Source organism: Marinobacter salarius, from assembly GCF_032922745.1.
GTDB lineage: Bacteria > Pseudomonadota > Gammaproteobacteria > Pseudomonadales > Oleiphilaceae > Marinobacter.
Genome location: NZ_CP136693.1, coordinates 1,100,567 through 1,127,023, shown reverse-complemented (window position 1 = coordinate 1,127,023; position 26,457 = coordinate 1,100,567). Strand labels below are relative to the sequence as shown.

Genomic DNA, 26,457 nt, shown 5'->3' with positions numbered 1-26,457 from the left:
TACACTTATCCGTTACCGCCCGTGCCGCTGGAGTAGCCCCCTTGCCCGAATTGCCCGAAGTAGAAACCACCCGACGCGGCATCGCCCCCCATTGTGAAAACCGGACCATCACCCAGGTAACCGTGCGCGACGGCCGCCTACGCTGGCCCGTGCCGGGCAATCTCGCGGAACTGATCGAAGGCTCGGTCATCCACACCGTGGACCGCCGGGCCAAATACCTGCTGATTGGCGTAAGCTCCGCCAACGTTGCCGGAACATTGATTGTACACCTGGGCATGTCCGGTAGCCTGCGGGTGATCACCGACCAGAGCGACCCCCTGCTTCATGATCACGTGGAACTAACACTCGACAGCGGGATCCGCCTGCGGTTCAACGACCCCCGCCGCTTTGGTTGCTGGCTCTGGTCCGAAACACCGAACCAGCATCCACTGCTCGCCAGCCTGGGGCCAGAACCCCTGGCACCGGAATTCAACGGGCGACTGCTCTATCGACTCTCGCGGGGCAAGAAGACTCCAGTGAAGTCCTTCATCATGGACAACCATGTGGTGGTGGGTGTGGGCAACATCTATGCGAACGAAGCCCTGTTCAAGGCCGGCATCCATCCCCGTCGCGCTGCCGGCCGCATCAGCCTGGACCGCTACAACCGCCTGGCGGAAGCCATCCGCGAAACCCTCAGCGCTGCCATTCTCATGGGTGGAACCACCCTGCGGGACTTTGTGAACAGCGACGGCAAACCGGGCTATTTTGCCCAGTCGCTGCTGGTGTATGGCCGTAATGGTGAGTTCTGCCACGAATGCGGACATCCGCTGAAGGAAATCCGGATGAACCAGCGCTCGACGGTTTACTGCGGAAAATGCCAGCGCTGAACGGCGGCCAGACAACTAATGAAACAGAAAAATCGTTTGAAAATACGCAAATATGATTCATAGTTAACAGAGTATCCATAATCGTAAGCTACACTGTGCGGTATATGTATCGTCAGCCATCCAAGGCAGGGCGACCATCGGCCAGATCAAAATGCCGACAAGCTAAGGTAAGCTCAGGAGAAACAAGAAATGACCGGTAAGATTTCCCACATCGTTATTACAGCCGTAGCGGTTTGCCTGCTGGCTTTTTCCTCCGTCGGCCACGCCCAAGCCATTGACGAAGAGCCTACAGCGCTTGCAATGACAGGTGATGCGCTGTTTGTTCGCCCGGCCTTGTTTGCCACCACCATCGTGGGAAGCGTGGTTTACCTGGTGTCCTTGCCGTTCTCCGCACTGGGCGGTAACGCAGCGGAAGCTGGCGAGGTTCTGGTTGTTGGCCCGGCCAAAGCCACCTTTGTTCGCTGCCTCGGTTGTACTCGCACCGGCAGGAAACAACAGCCCATTGAACAAAGCAGTAACTGATCCGTAAAAACCCGCCTTGCCAATTTGCGCATTCTTCGGCAGCCTGACGTTTAACCAACTTCAGGCTGTTTTTGTTTATGGTGAACTGGCACTCCCTTGAGACGGTGTTCCTGGATATGGACGGAACACTGCTCGACCTGCATTTCGACAACCATTTTTGGCTTGAGCACCTGCCCAGGCGTTACGCCGAGTACAACAACCTCAGCCCGGAAGAAGCCCGCGACACCATCATCCCGATGATCATGGCCGAACGTGGTTCCCTGAATTGGTACTGCACCGACTACTGGAGTGACCGGCTGGATATGGACATCACCGGGCTCAAAGCCGAAGTGGGAGAACGCATTGGCTACCGCCCGCATGTGACGGATTTTCTCGATGCCGTCCGTGATACCGGGCTGCGCTCCGTGATTGTCACCAACTGCCATCCGGACCCGCTCAGTTTGAAGCTTCAGCGCACCGGCCTGGACAGCCGGGTGGACAACATCATCTCGAGCCACCAGCTGGGCAAACCCAAGGAAGATCCCGCCTTCTGGCAGGACCTCGCCGGGCTGGAAGCTTATCAGGCTGCCGCCACATTAATGGTGGACGACAGCTTCCCGGTACTGGAAAGCGCCCGCACCGCTGGCATCGCCCAGTGCCTTGCCATTCTGGCACCAGACAGCAGGCAGCCCGCCCGCGACCGACACCCGGACATTCCCTCGATTCATCATTTTGATGAGATCCTGCCGGCACTGCGTCAGCGCCAACCCCTGCCATCCGGCCAGTGAGCCAGCTATACTATGCGTATACGCTCTTCAGGTGAGGAGACATGACGGCAACCACCACTGACGACACCCGCGTAAGACTCGACAAATGGCTGTGGGCAGCACGTTTCTACAAAACCCGCAACCTCGCCAAGCAAGCCATCGAAGGGGGCAAGGTTCACTACAACAGCCAGCGAACCAAACCCGGAAAACTGGTGGAGCCCGGCGCCAAAGTGACCCTGCGGCTGGGCTGGCAGGAATGCATTGTGGTGGTGGACGACATCAGTGACCGGCGCCGGGGCGCCCCCGAAGCCCAGAAGCTCTATCACGAAACCGACGACAGCGTGAAACGCCGGGAAGAACTCTCGTGGCAGCGCAAAACCATGCAGGCGGCGCAGCTACCCCCGGCCAGACGGCCTTCCAAGAAAGACCGACGGGATATACAACGCTTCCGGGAACAGAACGGGCTCTAGCATTCCTGTTTCCCGCCCCAATGATTACCGTTTCCGACTTTAACGCTCAGGAGAAATACCAATGGCATCCCGGGACCAGTTCCAGCGATTTATTTTTGAAGACAGCCAGGTCCGGGGAGCCTGGGTGAAATTGAACGACAGCTACAGTGAAATTGGCAACCAGGCTCCCTACCCCGCGTCCGTGCGGCGCATGCTGGGGGAATCCCTGGTGGCCAGCGTGCTGATGAGCAGCACCCTCAAGTTTGAAGGCACCCTATCCCTGCAAGCCCAGGGCGACGGCCCGCTGCGCACACTGATGGCGGAGTGCAGCCATGATCGTTTCATCCGCGGCCTGGCCCGCTACGACGAACACGCCGTGACCGAGGACTCCCTGAACGCGCTGCTGGGCGAGGGCCGCATGGCCATCACCATCTCCCCGGACAAAGGCCAGCGTTACCAGGGCGTGGTGCCCCGGGAAGAGGAAAGCCTGGCCGGCTGCCTGGAAGAATACTTCGAACGCTCCGAGCAGATCCCCACCAGCTTTTTCCTGTTTGCCGATGAAAACTGTAGCGCCGGCCTGATGCTGCAGAAACTGCCCGGCGACACCGAACAGGACTCCGACCTGTGGGATCGCCTTAACCACCTGGCCAGCACCGTCGAAGCCGAAGAACTACTGACCCTGGACAGCGAAACCGTGCTCCATCGCCTGTTCAACGAAGAAACTGTGCGCCTGTTCGATGCCGAGCCCGTCGCCTTCCGCTGCAGCTGCTCGCGGGAGCGAACGCTGGGCGCCCTGGAATCCATCGGCAAGGAGGAGTGCTACAGTATCCTCGACGAGCAGGGTTCCATCGAAATGGACTGCCAGTTCTGTCATCAACACTATCGCTTCGATAGAAATGATATTGATCACCTTTTCACCGGCCATACGTTACACTGAACACCCGGCTGAACGGCCCGGAAGCCAGTCATAGAGCGGTTTCCGGGGCAGTCGTTTTTTACCGGCGTCTCTGGCATAATAGCGCGCCTGAATTGACCCGATTGCTCAGATTTCCGTCAATTTTTAGGGGGGACGGCCTGAGTAATCACGATCACATCCCGAGGGCGAGGTCGAAGTGAGTAACACTTATAATGATCTGAGTGCAGCACAACTGGTTGAGCTGGCACTGGAAAGACGCGAAGGCCAACTGGCCGCAAATGGTTCCCTGGTGGTCAAAACCGGTGAACGTACAGGCCGGTCCCCGAAAGACCGCTACATCGTCGAAGAGCCCAGTACCTCTGACGATATCCATTGGGGCCCCATCAACCGCCCGTTCGATGCGGACAAGTTTGATGCCCTCTGGGATCGCGTTGAAGCCTACATCGCCGAGAAAGACAGCTTTGTAAGCCAGGTACACGTTGGCTCCGACCCGGAACACTACCTGCCGGTGCGCATGACCACCGAAACCGCCTGGCAGAACCTCTTCGGCCAGAACCTGTTTATTCGCCCTGACAGCTTCAACCCGGCCGACAAGCAGGAGTGGCAGATCCTCAACGCCGCCAATTTTGAGTGCGTGCCCGAGCGCGACGGCACCAACAGCAACGGCTGCGTGATCATCAACTTTGCCAAGCGCAAGGTACTACTGGCAGGCATGCACTACGCCGGCGAAATGAAAAAGGCGATGTTCTCCGTACAGAACTTCCTGCTGCCGGAAAAAGACGTGCTGCCCATGCACTGCTCCGCCAACGTTGGCGAAGACGGCGAAACCTGCCTGTTCTTTGGCCTCTCCGGCACCGGCAAGACCACCCTCTCCGCCGACCCTGATCGCTTCCTGATCGGCGACGACGAGCATGGCTGGGGCCCCGGCACCGTATTCAACATTGAAGGCGGCTGCTACGCCAAGTGCATCGACCTGAGCCAGAAAAACGAACCCATTATCTGGGACGCCATCCGCTTCGGTGCTATCGTTGAGAACGTCACCATCGACCCGGAGACCCGCGAACCGGACTACACCGACGTCTCCCTCACCGAAAACTCCCGCTGCGCCTACCCGCTGGAGCATGTTGAGAAACGCGTTATTGAGAACCGCGCGGGCGAGCCGTCACACATCGTCTTCCTAACCTGCGACATGACCGGCGTGCTGCCGCCCGTGTCCATCCTCAGCAAGGAAGCCGCGGCCTACCACTTCCTGAGTGGCTACACTGCGCTGGTGGGCTCCACCGAAATGGGCTCATCTTCCAAGCTGAAAGCCACCTTCTCCACCTGCTTCGGCGCGCCTTTTTTCCCGCGCCCGGCCGGCGTCTACGCCGAGCTGCTGATGAAGCGCATGGATGAGTTTGGCAGCAAGGTCTTCCTGGTGAACACTGGCTGGACCGGCGGCCCCTACGGCGTGGGTGAGCGTTTCAGCATCCCCACCACCCGTGGCATCATCGCCGCCATTCAGAATGGCGACCTGGACGATACCGAGACCGAGCACCTGCCCACCCTGAACGTGGACGTGCCGGTTGACGTACCGGGCGTGGACAACAACCTGCTGAACCCGCGCAACACCTGGGCCAGCAAGGAAGACTACGACGCCAAGGCCGCTGAGCTGATTGGCCAGTTCGTGGAAAACTTCAAGAAGTTTGATGTTTCCGACGCCATTGTGGAGGCCGGACCGAAAGTGTAAGCCCGCCTCTGCGGAAGAAAGCGCCCTGCTCTTTGAGTACGGCGCTTTTTTTCTTCCTGATCAGGCCCGTCACGTACCACGGCTGCGAAAACTCAGCCCCTCACTCAGGAGTGGGAAAATCGTGCTCTGCGCGCCGCCAGTGCCCACCCCTCACAACTCGAAATTCATAACCACTTCTGGTGCCTGGATGAAATGCCCCTGGAAATAGCGAATGTTTCTCTCCCAGAACCAGGCCACTGCCCTCGCATCCTCCACGCCCGTGGCCACAATCGGCAAGCTGGAACCAAAAATGGCGGTAAGCTGGCGGATCAATTTTTCCAGTTCCGGTGTCTGTTCCGCAGTCGAGCCATATTTTGATCCAAGTTTCACGAAATCGACGGATTGCAGTTCTTTCAGCAAATCAATGGAAGCCTGACTGATATCGATGTGTTCGATAATCAGTCCGCAGTCCATATCATGAAGCAGCTTGAGCACCTGTCTGGCCTTCGCCACATCTTTAAACACGGTTGGGCTGGATAGGGCAAGGTAGATTCGGCGCTTGCCCTTGATGCGCGCGTTGCGCATCTCGCTGCTGACAAATGACATCAGCTTCGCCACGTCTGTCATTGGTGAGGCAAGTTTGATGGCTACCGAGTGACTTGCAACGGCTTTGCCCTCGAGCTTTGAGAGCCCCTCCAATGCGTGCTCTACAACCCAGCGATCCAGATCATAGAGAGATCCATGGCCGCCCTCAGTCAAGTGGGGTAAGAACTGACCGGGTAAATACACGGCGTTGTCCTCGTCCACCAATCTTACGAGCGCCTCAAACAGTATATCTCCGGAATCCATATTCACGATCGGCTGATAGTGCAACTTGAAGGCTTTGGCATCCAGCAGTTCGCGTATACGATCATCCAAATTACTGTGCTCAGAGCGCTCCGGCGGCTGGTGCCACATCAGGCATCCACCGCCCGCTTGCATCGCCTCGCTACAGGCCTGCTCGACTTCCAGTAGCGCTTTGTCTTCATTCACCGCTTCGGTAAGGGGCAACACACCGATGCTGAGGGTAATCGGGATGGGCGGCTCGCTCAGGGCCCACTCCTGACTGTTCAAACGCTGGTGAAAATGCTCAAGGTACGCGCCGGCCTCTGTACCCACGGGAATAATGACCTTGAACAGAAAACTACCGCCCCCCAAAGCACAGCCGGAATCACTCACACCCAACTGGTTGGCAAAGTTCTGCTCCATGCGAGCAGTGAGACTCGCCATAGCGCGGGCTCCGTGCTGAGCGCGCAGATACTCTTCCCGGTCAATGCCCGCCTGCACCAGAAAACAGCCCTGACTGGCCGGCGCCATTTCCAGGTAGGCAATCGAGGTAGCCAGTTCGGTTAGGAAATAGTCGTGGTTTTGCAGTCCCTGGCGTTCGTTGCGCTGGCTCACCAGGTTGATACGCGCTGAAATCAGCTGAGCCTGCGCGAGGTGATGATGAAGCGCGGCCAGAAACCGCTCGTTGTCCAGCGGTTTCTGAAAAAATTCGTTACCCGTCATACTGTACTTCCCAATCTGCTCGGAGACCGCTTGCGAGGCCGACACAAATAGAATGGGAATAGTCATGTACCGGGCATCCTGACGTAGCACCCGTGCCAATTCCAACCCCTGGACCCCGGGCATCTCGTGGTCAAGCACAATGGCGTCCGGCTCGAATTGTTCAATGCGCTCGAGGATTCGCACCGGCTGAGACAGACTTTCAACCTCATAGCCTTGCTCAGCCAGCAGATTTTCGTAGTAGGCGAGTAAATCGCTGTCGTCTTCCACCCAAAGCACACGCGGCCTTGAGCCCGCGTTGGCATTCAGCAATTGCTCGATCTGCTTCTCCAGAACTCCCAGATCCAGGGGTTTGGTGAGATAGCTATCCGCCCCGGCCCGAAGCGCACGCATTCGCGCGACCATATCGCTGCGAGCCGACATCATGATCACCGGTATACTCGCATCCCATCGGTATTTCAGTCGCTCGAGCCAAACGATCCCTTCCAGTGCGCCCTCGGGGAAACTGATGTCCAGCAGAATCAGGTGATGATTGTGGTCGTCCACTTTCCGGCTGTATGTCTCTGGCGTCTCGAAGCTCTCCACTGTATAGCCCAACTGCTCCAGCCAACTCTGCAGAAAATCCGACTGATTACGATCATCTTCAATGACGGCAATGCGATGGTGGCTTTTTGTGGCCGCCCGAACCGTCGTTACCGCTTGGATGGGTGTGGCCGTATGGATTGCTTTCTCAATGGCTCCCTCCAGATTGTCGAGGGACGTCTCGATTGTATGTCGCTCATCCACCGTTACATCCGGTTTGTTCAGCACTTTCTGCAAGTGATCTTCCAGAATCTGGGCTGAGTGGCTGATGTCCGGGAACTGAAAGGTCGTACCACTGCCATACAACTTGTGGGCACACTGCGCCATAGTAGTCAGCGATTTCGAGTCCCAACTGACGTGCTGCAGCCAATGCCAGGACGCATGGAGCTCTTCCAGACGCGCAGGAAGACTTTCAATATATCGCTGCCTCAGCTCTTGGCCCTTTGGCCCCAGGTCGACGCCTGCCATTGTTGAACCTCGCCTGCTATGCATGGATGATATGAGAATGAATCCGGTCTGACGTTGTAGCTATACGTTGGAGTAAACGAGAATCCGATAGCAATGGTTTCAAACATCTCTGAAACTGCCACACCTCGCCGTCAGGCACAATGGGCAGGGAAGAGTAACTCTCGAACCTTAACCGGCCGTTCAGGCCTGGATCGACCGTATAAAATCGCTACTGGAATACCTCGGTATGCCAGGGATTGAATAAGGTTGAAGACTCCACGGCGATAACAATCATCGCTATGCTTTGATCTGGATGGTAGAACAATGCAATCTACGCAGATCCAGACATCTAAATCGTCCTGTCTTGGAATGGAGTCTGTACATGCAGCCAAAAGACGTCGTGAAGCAGTTCATCGCCGATACCCGGGCTCATCGCTTTGATGAGGCAAAAGCGTGGCTGGTTGCCGATGGGTTTGAATATGTGGGGCCGAACATGCATTTCCTCAGTCCGGATGACATGTTGTCCTATCAGTTCGGGATGGCTGCCATCCAGAAAGACCTTGTCCTCCGGCAGCTCAGTGCCGATGGGGAGCACGTATTCGCGGTTCTGGATTACCAGACCCACTTTGAGCCGATTGGGGATGTGCGGCTGGCCGTCTGGTTCCGCGTGCGCAACGATAAGATCCAGACGGTTGAAGCCTTCTACAATGCGGCGGTGGTTGAGAACATGCTGGGAGGCAACCTGCCTTCCGCCAACTGAAAATGGTAGCTGCATCAAAGCTACCTTCTAGGGACGGTAAAAATCATGCACAGAGTTTTGATGGCATGTTTCATTTTTTCGGTAGCTGGATGCAGCAACAAGGCCGTTTACGACAACATCCAGCACAACAACCGACAGGAATGTAATACGGTTCCGCCGGCTCAGTACGAAGAGTGTATGGCGCGCTCCAACAAATCGTACGATGAGTACGAAAGGGAACGGGAAGCCGTCGTCGAGGGAGATTAGGGACATGAAAGAAACTGGAAAGATCAACTATGTTGAACTCCCTTCACGGGACCTTGACGTCACGAAACGGTTCTTTGCCAGCGCGTTTGGCTGGTCGTTTGTAGACTACGGGCCGGAATACGTTGCTATTGAGAATGCCGGGCTGGACGGTGGCTTCTTCAAATCGGATAAGGTCGCCACCACCAGCAACGGAAGTGCCCTGGTAGTCCTCTACAGTACCGACCTGGAAGCCACCCTTGAAAAAGTGACGTCCTCGGGCGGTGCCATCGTGCAGGACATTTTTTCATTTCCGGGCGGTCGCCGTTTTCATTTCTCGGATCCCAATGGCAATGAGTATGCCGTTTGGTCAGAGCCAGTGGTGTAAACAATCTTTAGGAGCCCAAAATGCCAAGGAAGACATTGCGCAATATCAGCTTGCTAGCATTTTTCACCCTCCCTGCCCTGACGTTAGCCGGCCAGCCCACACCTTCAGACTACCTCGGCAGCAAGCCTTTGCTTCTCGAAATCCGCTACTGTGAGTGTCGTGCCACCACCCCTACCGGCGCCCCAGGCGATGTGTTGCCGGAGTTTCTGGATGAGTCGAGGGTTCTAAGGGTGGGAGCAGTCACAACCGAACACAGTAACTTTGTTGCTTCGCGGGCGCTCTCCATGGGATATGAGATCAGCCCGGTGGAAAAGCCCCCTGGTTCGTTTCAGCTCACCTATGCCAGTGAATACACAACCCGTGATGGCAGCCTCTCGGGCCAGGGGACGCTGGTACTGGAAGCAGGCCAATGGTTAAGTCTTTTCGAATCCCATCACCAAACTAAAGCCGGGGCGAAGCATGCCGGTGTTGCGATTCGGCTGGTGGATCAAAGCTCCTCCCAATAGCCCAATAGAGAGAAAAGCAGTCGATGATACGCATTCCTTTTCCCCAGGCACCGGACTACCCGGCAGTTGACCCAGGTTTCGATGGACCAAAGGTGGCGGCGATTCACGGCCTTCTGGGCCATGACCTTATGCAGAAACACCTGCTTCGCATGATGAGGGAGTCCGGCTACCTCGACACAACGATGTACAGCCATTTGCATCCCACGAAAGCCATCGCGGACGATTTAAGCGAAGCAGCTGGCGCCAACCGCAGGATAGCCATCGTCGGCTATAGTCAGGGCGGTTTCGAGGCGATCAAGGTGGCACGTGAACTCGCCAAGCGTGACATCGTTGTCGACCTGGTTGTGACCATCGCAGCGGGTGGCCTGGGCCGAACGTTGCCGGCCCAATGGGGGTTCAACCCCCGCAAGGTGTCGGCCAACGTCTCCAGGTGCCTTAATTTTTTCTCCGAGGGCGACCGGCTTGGGTCCGATGACAAGCCGGAACGCAACTTGGTGGAAGCCAGCCAATCGGGCCAGTACGTTGAGAATATTGTCTTCCCGAAGGACGAACACATATCCCACGTTCGATTGGTCATCTGCTACCCAGAATCGCGAGTGCATCCTACCGTCAGGGCCCGGTTGCTGGATCCGCTGCGAAATGAACTGGCGTCGTTGACCCGCCAGCATCATGTTTCCGGCAGTGCTGAACGCGCCTCAAAGTAATCCGCGGATTTTACCTCTTCGTTCAGGCTGGCGAGTCCCAGCTTTCGAAGCTCTGAGGTTTCCATCGCTTTTTTCATCAGCATACGGCTATTACGCCCAGAGTTGGGGAACACGCTCTGCCCGGCTCGAAGTTCAAGTGTAACGCCACCGTCTGTTTCCGTCGGAAGATTCCGAAGGCGCTGATACATGTCTCTGTGTTTGTCGTCTGCGGGGCTTGTCACAATCAACACAAACGCACTGGTTGAATGGCGCGCCAGGTAGGTTCCTTCATCGATGGCTGTCCTCACACTTCTGGCCAGGGCAGCTATTGCGTCTTCAGCTTGGTTGTCGGGAATCTCCCGATGGTTGGCAACATCCAGGTAGAGCACTGCGAATGCGTGTTTGTCGGTTTCGCTCCTTGCCAGTTCCCTGACCATATGATTCGCCAGGCTGGCCCGGTTAGGCAGTCCCGTGGTCGAATCGTACAGTGCTTTGCGCTCGACACGCCGGGATTCCTCCAGCGCCTGGATTTCAGCGTTCCGGCGCTGTTTGACGTCATTGGCGGAGGCAAAAAGAGCAATCAGGATTAATACGCCACTGAACAGGGCCAGAGGGGCACCCAGCCAATCACCCGATAGCAGATTGTCTGCGGCGGGCATGGCGTTTTCAGGATAGATCATGGCAGCCATGCCAGTGTAGTGCATACCACAGATAGCCACACCCATCGCCAGGGCGGCGCCGAGCTGGAGGGCGGTTCCTTTCAGGCCTTGTATTGACTGCAAGCGGCGGCAAATAAACATGGCCACACCCGAGGCCCCGACCGCAATGACAACGGAAGCACTGAACAGAACCGGGTCGTAGCGCATCCCCGGCTCCATCTCCATGGCCGCCATGCCGACGTAATGCATGGACGTAATGCCGCCGCCCATGAACAGGCTGCCGATAACGATCTGCAGCGCGCCCGCGCGGTCCTTGCCGATGATATGCAGGGCCAGTCCCGAAGCACCCACAGCGGCAACCCAGGAAATCAGGGTAATGGTGAGGTCGTAGCTCATTTCCATCGGCATCACATAGGCCTGCATGCCTACGAAATGCATGACCCAGACCCCGGTTCCCATCGTCAGCGCCCCGAGCGCCAGCCATAGCCTGGCTTTTGCCTGTTCGAGCGTTGCAAGCTGTGCGCCGAAGTAGAGCGCGCTGTACGATGCCAGTACCGCAACCACAAAAGATGCGGCAACCAGGGTGTAATCGTAATATCCCGTCATTCTGAAACCCTTTTCCTGGATGAAGATCGTTCACGATCGGTTTCGCCGGTGGCCAAACTGCCGTGAAATGAGAAATCCATCACAGTTACGGGCTGTGCTGCTCTATCGTTTCAACAACAATGTGAATCTTCGTAAAATGTACAATGACGAAGTCGGCGGATTACCACTGCTCCCGGTCTTCCGCACTTTCCTCAGCCTCTACTTCGGCCTTGCGCTCCTGGATCTTTTTCATCTTTTCGTCAGAGATCTTCATACTGTTGGCGCTGTCCCGCAGCACAAAGAGGCTGCCGACCACCAGGGCCAGCGCGACTATGACAAAAACCCATCCGATAAGTGGCATGGCTTGGCTCCTTCATTGAACCCATTTACCTTATAGTGGACCACACGCCTTCAACCCGACAACCGGATTCCGGAAATTACGATGTCCTTCTCCAGAATTTACAATCAGGCAGCCGCCCGCAAAGGCGGCGAAGTCGAGCTACGCGCCATATTGCCCCGGGTTGCGGCGCCCGGTGAGCTTGAAGCCATGGGTGACGACCACTACCTGTCCGAGGTCACACGGTGCGTCTTCAAGGCCGGTTTCGTGTGGCGAGTGATCGAGAACAAATGGCCGGGATTTGAAGATGCCTTCAAGGGGTTCGTGCCGCTGTACTGGCAGCAGGTTCCGCCAGAAGTGCTGGAGGATCTGGCACAGGATGAACGCATTGTGCGCAACATGCAGAAAATTCGCACGGTGCCTGACAACGCCCGGATGATTGTGGATGGCGCCCGTGAGCACGGTGGCTTTGGAGCCTTCCTGAGCCAGTGGCCTTCGCATGATCAGGTTGGCCTGCTGATGTGGTTCAAACGCCACGGTGCCCGCCTTGGCGGCAACACCGCCCAGTATTTCCTGCGTCGGGTAGGCTGGGATGGGTTTATCCTGTCGTCGGATGTGGCCGCCGGGTTGTACCGGGAGGAACGGCTGGATGCCAGCCCCGGCAGCAAAAAAGCCTTGATGCAGGCACAGCAGGCCTTCAACGACTGGCACAAGGAAACTGGCCTGCCCTACAGCCACCTGTCGCGAATTCTGTCTTACTCAGTGGGAGATTAGATGCGTTCCGCCCTGTTAATGCTCGCCCTTTGGTTGATGACCTCCACGCTTTCTCTGGTCCACGCCAACCCGTTGCTTGAGTCGGTGAAAACCGTGGAGCAGCGCCTGGACGCACGCGTGGGCATCGCCCTCTATGATTCCGGGAGTGGAGAATCCTGGGACTATCACGGCGATGACCGTTTCCCCATCACAAGCACCTTCAAAACCCTGGCCTGTGCGGCGTTGCTGGCAAAGGTGGACAACGGCACTGTTGATCTGGATCGGCGAGTGATCTTCAGCAAGGACGATCTGGTGACCTATTCACCGGTCACTGAGACACGTGCAGAGGAAGAGGCAGGCATGAGTTTGCGGGAGTTGTGTGAAGCGACCATGGCCACCAGCGACAACACCGCCGCCAATCTGGTACTGGGTGCCATTGATGGCCCCGACGGCGTTACCGCGTATGCACGCGATCTGGGCGATACCGTTACGCGGCTGGACCGGACGGAAACCTCACTCAATGAGGCCACGCCGGGTGACCTGCGAGATACCACAAGTCCTAAGGCGATGGTCGCTAACCTCCGCAAATTGGTACTTGGTGAGGCGCTATCCGAAGGTTCCCGGGATACTCTGGTTACGTGGCTCAAAGGCAACCGTGTCAGTGACAACTTGCTCCGGGCTGCGATACCACTGGACTGGAAAATCGGAGACCGTTCTGGAGCCGGCGGCCACGGCTCCCGTTCAATTACTGCCGTGCTGTGGCCACCCCATCGCCCGCCTCTGGTGATCGCGATTTATATAACGCAAACCGGTGCGTCTTTTGATGCACGCAATGGCGCTATCAGAGACCTCGGGGGCGCCATTGTGAAGCACCTCTGACCGCCAGCCCGGAGGCACCATCGGCAACTTCCTGGACGACGTGAAAGTATCGCTCAAGTCTCTGAACCAGGCACCGCTCGCGCCGACGGGGCTTGGCCAGAGCTTTTGCCATCATCGCCCGCCAATGGCAGGATAAGCCTTTCCGTTGTCATGCTGAAGGACGCTATGAATCCCACCATTGAGCTTCTTAAATCACACCGTTCAATCCGCAAGTTCCAGAACCGCAGGATTCCCCGCGAGCTCTTCGAGGAACTGATTCGGGCCGGCCAGAGCGCCGCTACGTCCAGCCATGTGCAGGCCTACTCCATTATCCACGTGGTCGATCCAAAGAACCGTGAGGCCCTGGCCGAGTTGAGTGGTGGCCAACGCTATGTGGCGGAAAGTTCGGATTTTCTGGTGTTCTGCGCGGACATGAAACGGGCCACGGATGCCGCAGAGCGCGCAGGTGCCGAGGTGGTCCGCGGGATGACCGAGCAGTTGCTGGTGGCCAGCATCGATACTGCCCTGGTGGCCCAGAACGTTGCCACCGCAGCGGAATCGGCGGGGCTGGGCCTGTGTTATATCGGGGGCATTCGTAACAACCCAGCGGAAGTCAGCGAATTACTACGTCTGCCGGAGCATGTATATCCGGTGTTCGGTATGTGCCTGGGGTATCCGGACCAGGCTCCGGAGGTGAAACCGAGACTGCCACTGGCGTCCATCCTTAAAGAGGATTATTACCAGGGCGAACGCGATGCGGACCTGGTGGCGGAATTCGACACCACTATGAACACCTATTACCAGGCCCGCACCGGGGGCACCAAGGACACCAACTGGTCGCAACAGCTGAAACCACTGTTTACATCCAAGTTGCGCCCCCACATGCGGGATTTCCTGCGTGGCAAGGGCTTCGAGATGAAGTGATCAGGATCGCCGGGATACTTACACTTACCCCGGAGCACCTACCAGCGAGCGGTAGACATCCACCATCGCCAGGGTAACCGCTGTGCGGCTACGCACGGCCGCATCCCGGGTGGCGGTGAACTCCTGTTCCGCCGTCAGCACCTCGAAATAGCCGATAAACCCTTCTTCATAGCGAGCCCGGGCCAGTTCCACGGCGTGCTCGGCATTATTCATCGCCTGTTCCAGCCGCTCTTCCCGCTGTTGCGCTCGCTGATAGCGCACCAATCGCGTTTCTGCCTCTTCCAGGGCCTCCAGCACCGTTTGCTGGTAGCTGGCCAATGCCGCACGGCTATCGGCCCCTGCCGCCTCGATACGGGCCTTGACCCTGTCGTGGTCCAGGAAGGTCCAGTCAATGCCCAGGGCAACGCGGCGGGTTTCCGCCGGACCGGTGAACAGATCGCTGGTGTCGCCGGCAACGGAACCGATTAGCCCGCTCAGGGTAAAGCGAGGGAACAGGTCGGCGGTGGCCACCCCGATGCGGGCGGTGGAGGCCGCCAGGCGTCGCTCAGCAGCGGCGATATCCGGGCGGCGGCGCAGAACTTCCCCCGGGCTATCCACGGGAATCGTCGGCAGGGTTTCCGGCAGCGCTCCACGAGGTGACAGCGTATCGACAAGCGCCATCGGCGGCTGGCCCGTCAGCACGGCAATGCGGTGCATGGCCCCTCGTATTCCCGCCTGCAGGGTGGGCAATTCGGCCCGGGTCCGTTCCAGTTGGGCACGGGCACGCACCTGATCAAACTCGGTACCACGCCCGGCCTTTACCCGGGCTTCCACGATATCCAGTGACTGCTGCTGCAAAGCCACACTCTGCAGGGCGACCTGAAACTGCTGCTGAAGGCCTCGCAGCTCAAAATAGCTGCTGGCCAACTGGCCCGCGATGGCTACCTGAACGGCACCGAGATCGGCACCGGCTGCCTCCAGTTCCGCCCTTTGGGCCTCCGTCGCACGGCGAAGGCGCCCGAACAGATCCAGCTCCCAACTGGCGGCAACGCCAGCCTGGTAACGCTGCACCCGCTCTGGCCCGGCACCGGGAGGAGATTGCTCAATATCCGCAAGGTACTGTTCGGCGCCAGAGGCGCTGGCCGTGACGCTGGGCCATTGGTCCCGCTCAGCGCCATACAGCAGGGCGGCCGCGCGCTCATAGCGAGCGACGGCGCCTTCCAGGCTGAGGTTGGCGGCCAGGGCATCATCAATCAGGCGTGCCAGCAAAGGATCATCAAATCCCTGCCAGAAACGCTGCTGGTCGGTTCCACCGGCAACCATGGTTCGCCCTTCCGAAAACGCATTCGGTTCCGGTGTCGTCGGGGCCTGGTAATCCGGGCCCACGGCACATCCTGTTAACAGGGTCAGAGCCCCCGTCATGGTGATGACTTTAAGCATGGCTACCTCCTGGCAATGCGTCTTCGCTATCGCCGTCATCGGAAGACAGTGTGGATGTATGATGGCTCTTCAGCGGGTGGCTTCCAGAGAGCTTGCGCAGCGCCACGTAGAACACCGGAGTCAGGAACAGGCCAAACAGGGTGACCCCGATCATGCCGGCAAATACGGCCGTGCCCAGAGCCTCGCGCACCTCGGCACCCGCGCCGGTGGCCAGCACCAGGGGCACAACCGCTGCGGTAAAGGTGATGGAGGTCATGATGATGGGCCGCAGCCGCAACCGGCAGGCTTCCAGCGCCGCCTCCACAATGCTCCGCCCCTGAAGCTCCAGCTCGCGGGCAAATTCCACGATCAGGATGGCGTTCTTGCAGGCCAGGCCAATCAACACCACCAGACCCACCTGGACAAAGATATTGTTGTCCCCGTCGCTAAACCACACGCCGATCAATGCCGAGAGCATGCACATGGGCACGATGAGGATCACCGCCAACGGCAGGGTCCAGCTCTCATAAAGCGCTGCCAAAACCAGGAACACCAGCAGGATGGCAAGCGGGAACACCACCAGCGCGGCATTACCCTGGGTGGCCTGCTGATAGCTCAGGTCAGTCCATTCAAACGCCATTCCGGCAGGCAGCACCTGGTCCGCCAGCGCTGTCAGCGTATCCATGGCCTGGGCCGATGACAGCACCCTTGGGTCCGCCTCCCCGGCGATATCCGCTGCGGGGTAGCCGTTATAACGCAATACCGGGTCCGGTCCGAAGCTCTGGCGAATGTTCACCATCGAGCCGATCGGCACCATCTCGCCCTGGTCGTTACGGGTGCGCAGGCGGGCAATGTCCTCCACGCTGTCGCGGTAGGGGGCGTCTGCCTGGGCGATGACCTGCCAGGTACGGCCAAACCGGTTGAAGTCGTTGACATAGGTGGACCCCAGGTAGGTCTGCAGGGTGTCGAACACTTCAGTCAGGGGCACGCCCTGGGCCTTGGCCTTGAGCCGGTCCACTTCCGCATCCAGTTGCGGCACATTGGCCTGGTAACTGGTGATGGGATACCCCATGCCCGGTGTCTGGCTGATGGCCCCCTGGAACTGGATCACCGCGTTCTGCAGGGCCCCGTAACCGAGATTCCCACGGTCCTCGATGAACAACTGATAGCCGGAGCCATTACCCAAGCCCAGGATCGGCGGTGGCATGAAGGAGAAGGCAAAGCCTTCTTTCAGCCCACTGATTCTCTGGTTGATCTGGGCGTTGATCTCCCCGGCACTGAGACTGCGCTCGTCAAACGGTTTCAGGGGAAAGAACACCACACCGGTGTTGGAGGTGTTGGTGAACTGCAGTGCGTTCAGGCCGGGAAATGCCACGGCGTTGGCCACACCTTCGGTTTCCATGGCGATGTCGGTGACTTTCTGGAGCAATTGATCGGTACGCTCCAGGGAGGCCCCTTCCGGCAGTTTCACGCCCGCCATCAGGTAGAGCTTGTCCTGGATGGGGATGAAGCCCGGCGGCACCGCCTTGAACATCAGCCCGGTACCTGTCAGCAACAGCGCGTATACCACAAACACCGCACCGCGCCGCCGCAGGGAGCTGGACACGCCACCCTGATACTTCTCGGCGCTGGCGTTGAAGAAGCGGTTAAAGGGCCGGAACAGCCAACCAAACAACGCGTCGATCACACGCTGCAGCCGATCCTTGGGGGCGCTGTGAGGTTTCAGCAGCATCGCCGCCAGCGCCGGCGACAGGGTCAGCGAATTGATGGTGGAAATTACCGTGGAAATGGCAATGGTCACCGCAAACTGCCGGTAGAACTGGCCGGTAACCCCGGAGAGGAACGCCATGGGAATGAACACGGCGCACAGCACCAGACCGATCGCAATGATAGGGCCAGAGACCTCCTTCATGGCCTGATGAGCCGCCGCCAGCGGTTTCAGGCCTTCCTCGATGTTACGCTCGACGTTCTCCACCACCACGATGGCGTCGTCCACCACGATGCCAATCGCGAGCACCAGGCCGAACAGCGTCAGGGTATTGATGGAGTAGCCCAACAGGTATAGTGCGCCGAAGGTGCCAATGACCGACACTGGTACCGCCAGCAACGGGATAATCGACGCCCGCCAGGTCTGCAGGAACAGCGTGACCACCAGTACCACCAGCAACACCGCCTCCAGAAGGGTGGCAATGACCGCCTTGATGGAATCGCTGACGAAGATCGTAGTATCGTAAACCGCCTCATACTCCACCCCTTGCGGGAAGCGGGCAGACAGTTCATCCATGGTGGCGATCACTTCGTCGCGGATCTCCAGGGCGTTTGCGCCCGGCGCCTGGAAAACACCCAGGGCCACCGCATCCTTGCCATCCAGTTGCGAGCGCAGGGTGTAGTCACCGGCCCCCATTTCCAACCGGGCCACGTCTTCCAGGCGCAGAATCTCGCCGCTGTCACCGCGCTTGAGCACGATGTCACCAAACTCTTCCACGGTTTCAAGTCGGCCACGGGCGTTGATCAGTGTCAGGAAGTCGCTGTCCGGCACCGGTTCCGCGCCAATCTGGCCGGCAGACACCTGTACGTTCTGTTCACGCATGGCGCGGACGACATCGCTCGCCGTCAAGCCACGGGCCGCAATACGGTCCGGGTCCAGCCAGGCGCGCATGGCGTAATCACCGCCACCGAATATCTGCGCGTCGCCAACACCCTGGATCCGGGCCAGCCGGTCGCGCACATGCAACCGCGCGTAATTACGCAGGTAGAGCGTATCGTAGGTGCCGCTCGGTGATGTCAGGTGCACCACCATCAGGAACGTGGGCGACTGCTTCTGGGTGGTCACGCCCTGCCGCCGCACCTCCTCCGGCAGCCGGGCCTGGGCCTGGCTGACACGGTTTTGCACCCGTACGGTGGCCTCCTCGGCGTCGGTGCCTGGCCGGAAGGTGACGGTCATCTGAAGAACGCCGTCCGAGCCCGCCACGGACTTGAAGTACATCATGTCTTCGACACCACTGATGGCTTCTTCCAGCGGTGTGGCCACGGTTTCGGCAATCTCCTTGGGGTTGGCGCCGGGGTAGACGGTGCGCACGACCACCGACGGAGGCACCACTTCCGGGTACTCGCTGACCGGCAGGTTCGGAATCGAAATCAACCCGATGGCAAAGATGATGATGGACAGCACCGCCGCAAATATCGGCCGGTCGACAAAGAATCGGGAGATATTCATTGCGCCAGCTCCTGGGCGACGGCAACGGCGCCTTCTCCCTGGTCGGATTCTTTCATGGCAACCAGCTGCGGCTTGACTTGCATACCAGCGCCAAACACCTTCTGCACACCATTGATGATCACAAGATCGCCATGGTTGAGACCTTCACGGATCACCTGGAGATCATCCACCTGACGGCCAGTAGTGACCTGCCGGGGCGCAACCCGATCCTGTTCATCCACCACGTAGACGAAACGACGGTCCTGATCGGTCAGCACCGCCTTGCGGTTGACCAGCAGTGCCTGGTCCAGCTCGGCCACGGGCATTTCCACACGGGCAAACTGGCCGGGCTTGATCAGACCGTCCGGGTTGTTGAGCACGGCACGGTACTGCAGGGTGCCGGTCCCCGGATTCAGGTGATTGTCGACGAAATCCAGCTCGCCCTGGTACTGACGGCCATCCTCGCCACCCAGTGAAATGCGCACATCCCTGGGCTGACCATTGGCAAGCAGCTGCTGGCTACTAAACGCCGATTGCTCATCGGCCTCGAAATACACGTGCACCGGGTCTACCGAAACTACCGTGGTGAGCAGGCTCTGGTCGGCGTTCGCCAGGTTGCCCTGGGTCACCAGGGCCCTGCCAGTCCGTCCACTGACAGGTGCAGTTACACGGGTGTACTGCAGGTTCAGCTCGGCGGTATCCAGCGCGGCCTGGGCAGCCTGTACACGGGCCCGGGCGCTCATCAACGCGGTATTGCGCTGATCGTATTCCTCACGGGATATTGCCCGGCTTTCCAGCAGCGTCTTGGCCCGGCCGGCTTCACTTCTGGCCAGATCAAGCTGGCTGTTGGCCAGCGCCAGTTCGGCACTCGCCGCCTGCTTTTGGGCTTCGTACGGACGTGGATCTATCTGGAACAACAGCTCGCCGGCCTGCACCAGTTCGCCTTCCTCAAAGGCCACCTTGTCGATGTAGCCACTGACGCGGGGCCGCAAGTCCACCGTTTCCGGCGATGCCACACGGCCTGTGAATGATTCCCAGAGAGTGACCGGTTCCACGACCACTTCAGCCACATCCACCTCCGGCGGAGGCGGCATGCTTGCAGCTTCATCGCTTTGCGCCTCGCAGCCGGTCAATAAAACAGTGATCGCTACAGCCAGGCCCAGTAAACGGCCAGACCCTCTGAACGGTTTTGCAGTCAGACTTTCCATGGTTTCTCGCTCCGCTATCGGGTTCGCCTTGTGGGCGTTCCCGTTTTTGCCAAGTAATCGGTTGGATCGCTTGTTAAGTCGCTTGGGGTACAACGAATTCGACACGAAGCTTATTTCCTCAAGTTAGCTTGAGGTCAATAACCTTGAATCGAGATGCTGGCTATGGATGACATAGCGCCGGTTTATCGGATCGGGTAATGTTTACCCAACGGGAGCACAACAATATCCAGTGGAAGGCGTAAAGCGGTATCGGGTTACTGCGGGAAGCTTGCCCGATTCTGCCGGCATGGTTTATGCCGGAGAGGCCGGGTTGCCAATTTCTGCGTGGTCATTGCCTGATCCTGCAGAAAATGCCTGAGAACCCGTACAGTTCAGGTTATGAAGGATTATACTGCAGCCAAAGGGAGACCCACCGATGACTGCCAACGTTCCTGAGATTTCCGGAAATCTCACGCTCAATCTGCAGCAACAGCTCGCCCGTGTCGCCAGCCAATGGACGACACACCAGGGCATTCAGGGTTCAGCCATTGATGGCCTGGAGTTGATCCGCTGCGACGAACCTTCCAGCTGTGGTTCCAGTGTCTATGAACCTTCACTGTGTTTCGTGATTCAGGGCACCAAGACCATCCAACTGGGCGACCGCGAGATCACCTACCAGCCACTGACCTACTTGGCCAGTTCGGTGCATCTGCCAGTACTGGGACGAATTATCGATGCCTCCGAGGACCACCCCTATCTGGCGGTAAAGCTCAAGGTAGACCCCCAGGAAGTAGCGGAGCTGGTGCTCGAACTGGGCGACAAGGCTCCCCCGCTACACTCCAACGAATCTTGCCCGGAAGTACAGTGTGGCCTGTGCATGTCGTCGATGGATGAGCGGATGCAGAGTGCGCTCTACCGGCTGCTCAGCCTGCTGGATTCGCCAGGTGATATTCCTATTCTGGCGCCCCTGGCTCGGCGGGAAATCATCTATCGCGCACTGGTTGGCGAAATGGGGTCACGGATGCGCAAGTTTGCCGCCACCGATTCCCAGGCTCACCGCATTTCCACGGTTATCTCGACGTTGAAGGATCATTACGCCGAACCGCTACGAATCAGTGAACTGGCGGAAGCGGCCAATATGAGCGAGTCCACCCTGTACCACAGTTTCAAGCAGGTGACCCGGATGTCGCCACTGCAGTTCCAGAAGAAGCTGCGCCTGCATGAGGCCCGGCGTCTGATGCTGACCGAGGGGCTTGAGGCTGCCACCGCAAGCTATCGGGTGGGTTACGAAAGCCCTTCGCATTTCAGCCGCGAGTACAGCCGCCTGTTCGGTGCGCCACCCAGGGCCGACGTTACGCTTCTGCGTGGCGAACACCGGGCTGCAGAGCCAGTTTGATCCCTCAAACTCAGGCGTAGAACAGCAACGGCACAAAGGCCACCAGTACCAGTGAAATGCCCATGGCAATCAGTGGCATGATGATACGCTCGTGGCGCTGGTAGAAGGTGCCCTCTTCCTGCTGTGCTGCCAGCACTTCCGCTTCCCCGACAACCTGCCGCGTCAGCAGGTGGTTCAGCGCCACCGGCGGGCTTAGATAACCCAGCTCGAAGGCGACCAGGGTTACCATCCAGAAGTGAATCGGATGTATGCCACTGCTGTAGGCGATGGTGGCCACGGTGGCGGTCACCAGGATAACGGCGCCGAAAGCGTCCATGATCATGCCCAACACCACCAGGATCAGCACCATCAACAGCATGGCAGACCAGGCACTGTCGAATGCCTGGGGAAAGGTTCCCATGATATGGGAGCGTTCGATCACTCCGCCGATACTGACCGACAGACCCAGCAGCAGCAACAGCGCGCCGATTTCTGCCGTGGTGTCGTTGGTAGCCGAGCGTAAGCTGCGTTCCAGGCCCTGGTGATTGATCTCGCCACTGGCCCGACCCTTGCGATTTTTCAGGCTGATATGCTCGTACAGCAGGATCGCCAGCATGATCACCGGCAACAACCGAGGGGCGGAGAATTCATCCATCTGCACATCCAGCGCAAAACGGTACAACAGAACCACCGCTGCGATTACCAGCGCATAGGGGATCAGATGTTTCAACGCTGACATCATGGGTAGAAAGGCCGTGGACGCTGGAGCCAGGTTGAACTTGCTCTGACGGTTCACCGTGAGGGCAACGACCGTGAACATGGTCGCGGTGAGCACGAACACCCATATACCCCAGCCAAACAACTCGTCCGTGGTGACTTCCCGGTTCAGGTAGGCAATGACCACCACCAGCAGGCAGGGCCGCAGGACCACACCCATGGACCCGGACATGGCGGTTGCCGCCAGCGCCAGATGACGGCGGGCACCGGCAGCGCGTAGTTCGCTGTAAATAACCGCGCCGGCCGCGATGACAAAGATCCCGGACGCACCAGTGTAGGCAGTGGGCACAGCAGCCACCAGCACCGCTACAACAGCGAGCATTTCAGGCGGCATACGCCAGGGCCGGAAGACATTGAACACCAGGGTGGCCAGGCGCGTCTGCTTCAGCATCATGCCCACCCACACGTACAGCCCGACGTTGAGGAACATGTCGGACAGCTCCATCATTTTGCCCAGATAGATACCGATACCGGAGGCGTGACCAATCAGCGCAAAATAGGTCCCCGATATAAGACACATGACGGTATAGAGAGGCACCGCCAGGAAGGCCTTGTTCAGATCACCGCCTTCCCTCAGGTCGTCCGGCACCCTGACGAGCCGATACAGGCTGGTGAGTGTCAGCGCTGCGAAACCGGTAATCCACAGGTTATGGAGCAGCAGTTCATCGGACGACATGGTGGTGTCGGCGCCAAAACTGGACTGGCGGAAGATCACGCTGGACCCCAGAAGCATGGCATTGGCGACGGTCTGCAGGGTGTGGGAAACCATGTAGTCCAGACGAGTTTCCATGGCCCGCATGGCAATATGGTGGCGAGTCAGGGTGGCGGTCACCGCGCACAGCATTACCAGGATCACCAGTATGTAGCGCTGGGACTCCAGGCCGAAGGCGATCAGGTCGGCCACAAACAGCTCTACTGCCCGGTAGGCTTTTACGCCGGGAGTAAGCTTGTCCTTAAGGTTATCGTAACTCTGATAGCTCTGGCGGCAGTCCGCCACCGAACGTTCAATGGCCAGGCGAACCTCATCCGGGTCTTTTTCCGACTCTCCCAGCAGGGCCGCCATGGGATTGTCGGAGCCCTCTTTCGCCAACTCTTCCTGAACAGCGGCGTCGATGTCCACGTTCGGGTCACAGGTGGGTTGTACCGGGTCGACTCTCAGCTTGTAGTAGCCGCTCCACAATTGCTCGCCGCCACGCAGCATTTGATTGTGGATGTCGCTACTGGTGGAGAACAGCACCACTGACAGCAAAAGCAGACAGGCCGGCAGAGAGGACAACCACTCCAACCCATTACGTCGAAAACCACCCTGGGACATAACAGCTCACTCTGGGAACGTTGATTTACAGCAGATCGTCCAGATCCATGGTTTCCACCGCTTCCTTCTCGTCGTCCCAGAAGGTACCCAGTTGCCCTATGGGCGTCCGGTGCCCGGTATTCTCCATCCACAGTCGATCGGAGATCGCCACAATCATGTCCGTGGCCATCGCATCGACGAAGACCCACTCCTCGTTCGCCGGCGTTTCCTCGATGGCCTGTGCGTGACTACGGATCACATCACGGAGGCGTTCCTCATCACCTTTGTTCTGGGCCGCGATGGCGTGGAACACGTGGCTGATCCTGACACCGGCTTCCTCGCCCTGCGCGTCGGCAATTTCCAGCCGCTCAAAAGGATCCTCGCCCTCTGGCAGTGCGCCAGGAATCATTGACCAGACCGTCGCACGCAGTGCCATGGGAGCCCCCCACCATTTGTCGTTTTCCAGACAACTGGTCGCGCGCGAAACCGTAGAGCCGATGTTCTTGGGGACGCCGATGGACGAGGTGGACTGAATTTCAGCGTTCAGGGCCTGCAAGCCAGACAACAAGCCCGCCATGTAGATGAACTCGCCCAGGTCATCATCGAAATCAGGGCACTCACCCGCATCGGGTTTGCCATAGAAGGCGTTATGGTGTTTCCAGCCCCGATGATAGCGTTTGGCGGCCAGGGAAAGCGCGCGCTTCTGGCGAATCATGGCGTCTTCCGCTTCTTCCGCGTCCATCGCACGCAGGGCGGCCAGGCCATCCAGTTCGTGTTCCCGTGCCTGCTCCTCTGCACAGCCGCCAGCCGACAGGTACAGCATCACCGCCAATTGGTCAGGCTCACTGGTGACCCGACCAAAAGACATCAGCAGGGGCGCGGTAGCCTCACTCATGGCGCAACCCATGGCGAGGTCGTCACTTTCCAGTAGATAGGGCACGGTGTGATTGCGGGAAAAGCCCTGCATCACGTCGCCGGTGGTTTTATAGATCATGTTGTTGACGACACCACAACCACTCAAAACCACACTGGCAAGTACAGCGGCCATTGCGCCACGGAAACGTGTATTGCCCAGGTGAGCCTGACTGGCAGGTTTCTGAATACTCGTCATAACGTTGTACCTTCTACTCTTCTGCGTTTTTGTTGTTCGGAGCGTTTGTTCAGAACCGGAGTGTCACCAGGCCAAAGCCGCACTCACAATCTGTTACGGTTTGTAACCGAATCGGCATTATCGCCGACAACCCCCTGTTTTTATGAGACACATCCCGCAAATGGAAACGGCGTTTCAAATGCATTCCAATTACCGGTTTGCACATTGGCCCGCAAACCGCTATAGCTTTGATCAGCCGACGGTGTCGCATCTGTCGGCCAGTGACCAAAAACGACAAAAAGGAGTACCTGATGCGCAAACCTGAACTTGCCGCCGCCGTTGCGGATAAAACCGGACTGTCCCGGGACAAAGCCAGCGAAGTCATTACCGCTTTTACCGACCAGATCTCCGCCGCCGCGGCCCGTGGCGAAGACACCACTCTGATTGGCTTCGGTACTTTCAACATTCGCAGCCGTGAGGCTCGGGATGGCCGTAATCCTCAAACGGGTGCAACCATCAAGATACCCGCCAGCAAAACTGTCGGCTTCAAGGCAGGCAAGGCACTGAAAGACTCCATCCGTTAAGGCGATCACCGGGGCCCACCCGGGCCCCTTTCATTGTCGGCTCAGGAGGCGCACTCGGAACGGGCACCGTCCACCCGGCAGCGAATCGCCTTCATCAGACTGATCGCACGCTCGTCGTAGACACCATCCTCCAGCAACGACAACCGCACCTTGCGCAGCATCTTGTCGTATTCGGCCACATCTTCTTGTGGCGGATGCATCCAGATGTCGTCGGGGATACCGGCTTCGGCTTCGGCAATGATTTCATAGGCCTCGTTAATACGCTTGATGGCCTGGTCACGCACCATCTGGCCGGCGTCGTCCGGGAAGCGATCGCGGTGGATGATCACCTGGAAGTTCATATAGGCCAGGGCGTACTTGAATACGCCACCGTTCGGGTTCACGCCCTTGTAGAGTTCCAGGGGCGAATAAGCAACCGCCGGAGCGTAGGCCAGGTCAACACTGCCGTTGTTGAATTTGCCAGCAAAATTGGCGGAGTTGGAGCCCACTACAGACGCCCCTACGTGGCGCACCATACGCACGGACGCGGTATCGAAATCCAGCGTGGCAATGCGCTTGCCCTGCAGTTTTTCCACCGAATCGATGGCCCGATCCCGGGTATGGAGATACACCGCACCACCGGGGAATACACCAGCCACTTCGTAGTCACCGTCAATCAGGAACGGGCGTGCCTTTTCCTGGCTGAGGGTGTTGTACAGCAGCCGCATTTCCTCTTCACCGGGCACAGCGCCCATAGCTTCCAGGGTGCCGGTAAACTTGTTGAATTCGCGGGCACGGGTACCGGTGAGCAAAACCGCATCGCACTGCCCGGCCTTGAAGTCCTCGGCCGCGACTTTCTCGTCGGTATAAGCACGCAGGTCCAGCTTGATACCTTCCTTGAGGGCCACCGGCTGGAAGGTTTTGGTAATGGCAAACAGCGGGCCGTTGGCACCGACCGGGTCAAACACACAGAAGCTTCGCTCCATGATGTCTGATTCCGCCTGGACGAACGGCGACAACGCAAGAGTGGCACACAGGGCTGCCACCGCAGTGGCCTTTCGCGGGAGGTTGGCTGATTTCACGGGGATGACTCCTGAATTATTATTGTTGGGCGACGGCAC

General features: G+C 58.5%; 25 protein-coding genes. 16 read left to right on the top strand and 9 right to left on the bottom strand.

The window, feature by feature from the left end; translation table 11 throughout:
- The first annotated feature begins 41 nt into the window (after positions 1-41).
- The 6 genes from mutM to R1T46_RS05135 all read left to right on the top strand — a co-directional run bounded on the left by mutM (position 42) and on the right by R1T46_RS05135 (position 5,228).
- Complete coding sequence (mutM, locus tag R1T46_RS05160; protein WP_317307564.1) at positions 42-866, top strand: bifunctional DNA-formamidopyrimidine glycosylase/DNA-(apurinic or apyrimidinic site) lyase; 825 nt, start codon at positions 42-44, stop codon at positions 864-866.
- Between the two features lie 189 nt (positions 867-1,055).
- Positions 1,056-1,388, top strand: a complete 333-nt coding sequence (locus R1T46_RS05155) for a hypothetical protein (protein WP_286811038.1) — start codon at positions 1,056-1,058, stop codon at positions 1,386-1,388.
- A gap of 77 nt (positions 1,389-1,465) precedes the next feature.
- The gene (gene yrfG / locus R1T46_RS05150; RefSeq protein ID WP_036211304.1) at positions 1,466-2,155 is read left to right on the top strand and encodes a GMP/IMP nucleotidase; all 690 of its coding nucleotides are present in this window, start codon (positions 1,466-1,468) and stop codon (positions 2,153-2,155) included.
- Between the two features lie 41 nt (positions 2,156-2,196).
- Positions 2,197-2,604 (top strand): ribosome-associated heat shock protein Hsp15, encoded by a 408-nt coding sequence (hslR, locus tag R1T46_RS05145; protein WP_036211307.1) that lies wholly within the window; start codon positions 2,197-2,199, stop codon positions 2,602-2,604.
- Between the two features lie 61 nt (positions 2,605-2,665).
- Positions 2,666-3,520 (top strand): Hsp33 family molecular chaperone HslO, encoded by an 855-nt coding sequence (hslO, locus tag R1T46_RS05140; RefSeq protein WP_036211310.1) that lies wholly within the window; start codon positions 2,666-2,668, stop codon positions 3,518-3,520.
- A gap of 175 nt (positions 3,521-3,695) precedes the next feature.
- On the top strand, positions 3,696-5,228 hold the full coding sequence (locus R1T46_RS05135) for a phosphoenolpyruvate carboxykinase (protein WP_317307563.1): 1,533 nt from the start codon (positions 3,696-3,698) through the stop codon (positions 5,226-5,228).
- A gap of 150 nt (positions 5,229-5,378) precedes the next feature.
- On the opposite strand, the gene R1T46_RS05130 is transcribed toward R1T46_RS05135, so the two are convergent.
- The gene (locus tag R1T46_RS05130; RefSeq protein WP_317307562.1) at positions 5,379-7,802 is read right to left on the bottom strand and encodes a response regulator; all 2,424 of its coding nucleotides are present in this window, start codon (positions 7,800-7,802) and stop codon (positions 5,379-5,381) included.
- 361 nt (positions 7,803-8,163) lie between these two features.
- Here R1T46_RS05130 and R1T46_RS05125 point away from each other — a divergent pair, with 361 nt between their 5' ends.
- Genes R1T46_RS05125 through R1T46_RS05105 form a run of 5 tightly spaced genes read left to right on the top strand, consistent with a single transcriptional unit; the run spans position 8,164 to position 10,361 of the window.
- Positions 8,164-8,541, top strand: a complete 378-nt coding sequence (locus tag R1T46_RS05125) for a nuclear transport factor 2 family protein (RefSeq protein ID WP_317307561.1) — start codon at positions 8,164-8,166, stop codon at positions 8,539-8,541.
- 60 nt (positions 8,542-8,601) lie between these two features.
- Positions 8,602-8,787 carry a hypothetical protein gene (locus tag R1T46_RS05120; RefSeq protein ID WP_075194726.1) on the top strand — a complete coding sequence of 62 codons (186 nt, stop codon included), beginning with the start codon at positions 8,602-8,604 and terminating at the stop codon, positions 8,785-8,787.
- A gap of 4 nt (positions 8,788-8,791) precedes the next feature.
- The gene (locus R1T46_RS05115) at positions 8,792-9,151 is read left to right on the top strand and encodes a VOC family protein (protein WP_317307560.1); all 360 of its coding nucleotides are present in this window, start codon (positions 8,792-8,794) and stop codon (positions 9,149-9,151) included.
- 20 nt (positions 9,152-9,171) lie between these two features.
- On the top strand, positions 9,172-9,657 hold the full coding sequence (locus tag R1T46_RS05110; protein WP_317307559.1) for a hypothetical protein: 486 nt from the start codon (positions 9,172-9,174) through the stop codon (positions 9,655-9,657).
- 23 nt (positions 9,658-9,680) lie between these two features.
- A complete protein-coding gene (locus R1T46_RS05105) occupies positions 9,681-10,361 on the top strand; it encodes a hypothetical protein (protein ID WP_317307558.1) in 681 nt (226 codons plus the stop codon).
- Here R1T46_RS05105 and R1T46_RS05100 read toward each other — a convergent pair.
- Together R1T46_RS05100 and R1T46_RS05095 are read right to left on the bottom strand one after the other, a co-directional pair.
- Positions 10,325-11,605 carry an MHYT domain-containing protein gene (locus tag R1T46_RS05100; RefSeq protein WP_317307557.1) on the bottom strand — a complete coding sequence of 427 codons (1,281 nt, stop codon included), beginning with the start codon at positions 11,603-11,605 and terminating at the stop codon, positions 10,325-10,327. The genes R1T46_RS05105 and R1T46_RS05100 overlap by 37 nt on opposite strands.
- 160 nt (positions 11,606-11,765) lie before the next feature.
- Positions 11,766-11,945 (bottom strand): DUF2897 family protein, encoded by a 180-nt coding sequence (locus R1T46_RS05095; RefSeq protein ID WP_036211340.1) that lies wholly within the window; start codon positions 11,943-11,945, stop codon positions 11,766-11,768.
- Between the two features lie 81 nt (positions 11,946-12,026).
- Between R1T46_RS05095 and R1T46_RS05090 the strand changes: the two genes are divergently transcribed.
- The 3 genes from R1T46_RS05090 to nfsA all read left to right on the top strand — a co-directional run bounded on the left by R1T46_RS05090 (position 12,027) and on the right by nfsA (position 14,456).
- Positions 12,027-12,695 carry a DNA-3-methyladenine glycosylase I gene (locus R1T46_RS05090; protein ID WP_317307556.1) on the top strand — a complete coding sequence of 223 codons (669 nt, stop codon included), beginning with the start codon at positions 12,027-12,029 and terminating at the stop codon, positions 12,693-12,695.
- Positions 12,696-13,553: a class A beta-lactamase gene (bla, locus tag R1T46_RS05085; protein WP_317307555.1), complete on the top strand. Its 858-nt coding sequence runs from the start codon at positions 12,696-12,698 to the stop codon at positions 13,551-13,553.
- A gap of 165 nt (positions 13,554-13,718) precedes the next feature.
- Entirely contained in the window at positions 13,719-14,456 is a 738-nt protein-coding gene (gene nfsA, locus R1T46_RS05080; RefSeq protein ID WP_317307554.1) for an oxygen-insensitive NADPH nitroreductase, read from the top strand.
- Between the two features lie 24 nt (positions 14,457-14,480).
- On the opposite strand, the gene R1T46_RS05075 is transcribed toward nfsA, so the two are convergent.
- The 3 genes from R1T46_RS05075 to R1T46_RS05065 are packed head-to-tail and all read right to left on the bottom strand — an operon-like array spanning position 14,481 to position 20,258.
- Complete coding sequence (locus R1T46_RS05075; protein ID WP_317307553.1) at positions 14,481-15,875, bottom strand: efflux transporter outer membrane subunit; 1,395 nt, start codon at positions 15,873-15,875, stop codon at positions 14,481-14,483.
- Complete coding sequence (locus tag R1T46_RS05070; protein ID WP_317307552.1) at positions 15,868-19,071, bottom strand: multidrug efflux RND transporter permease subunit; 3,204 nt, start codon at positions 19,069-19,071, stop codon at positions 15,868-15,870. The genes R1T46_RS05075 and R1T46_RS05070 overlap by 8 nt, the downstream gene beginning before the upstream one ends.
- Positions 19,068-20,258, bottom strand: coding sequence for an efflux RND transporter periplasmic adaptor subunit (locus tag R1T46_RS05065; RefSeq protein ID WP_085678521.1), 1,191 nt, complete (start codon positions 20,256-20,258; stop codon positions 19,068-19,070). Before R1T46_RS05065 ends, R1T46_RS05070 begins: the two co-directional genes overlap by 4 nt.
- A 415-nt stretch (positions 20,259-20,673) precedes the next feature.
- Here R1T46_RS05065 and R1T46_RS05060 point away from each other — a divergent pair, with 415 nt between their 5' ends.
- On the top strand, positions 20,674-21,633 hold the full coding sequence (locus R1T46_RS05060; RefSeq protein WP_269400200.1) for an AraC family transcriptional regulator: 960 nt from the start codon (positions 20,674-20,676) through the stop codon (positions 21,631-21,633).
- A gap of 10 nt (positions 21,634-21,643) precedes the next feature.
- On the opposite strand, the gene R1T46_RS05055 is transcribed toward R1T46_RS05060, so the two are convergent.
- Positions 21,644-23,704 (bottom strand): TRAP transporter large permease subunit, encoded by a 2,061-nt coding sequence (locus R1T46_RS05055; protein ID WP_317307551.1) that lies wholly within the window; start codon positions 23,702-23,704, stop codon positions 21,644-21,646.
- A 25-nt stretch (positions 23,705-23,729) separates the two neighbouring features.
- Positions 23,730-24,794 (bottom strand): hypothetical protein, encoded by a 1,065-nt coding sequence (locus tag R1T46_RS05050; RefSeq protein ID WP_317307550.1) that lies wholly within the window; start codon positions 24,792-24,794, stop codon positions 23,730-23,732.
- Between the two features lie 290 nt (positions 24,795-25,084).
- Between R1T46_RS05050 and R1T46_RS05045 the strand changes: the two genes are divergently transcribed.
- Positions 25,085-25,357 carry an HU family DNA-binding protein gene (locus R1T46_RS05045; RefSeq protein ID WP_007154237.1) on the top strand — a complete coding sequence of 91 codons (273 nt, stop codon included), beginning with the start codon at positions 25,085-25,087 and terminating at the stop codon, positions 25,355-25,357.
- A 41-nt stretch (positions 25,358-25,398) separates the two neighbouring features.
- On the opposite strand, the gene R1T46_RS05040 is transcribed toward R1T46_RS05045, so the two are convergent.
- Positions 25,399-26,322 (bottom strand): putative solute-binding protein, encoded by a 924-nt coding sequence (locus R1T46_RS05040; protein WP_317308261.1) that lies wholly within the window; start codon positions 26,320-26,322, stop codon positions 25,399-25,401.
- Positions 26,323-26,457 lie beyond the last annotated feature (135 nt).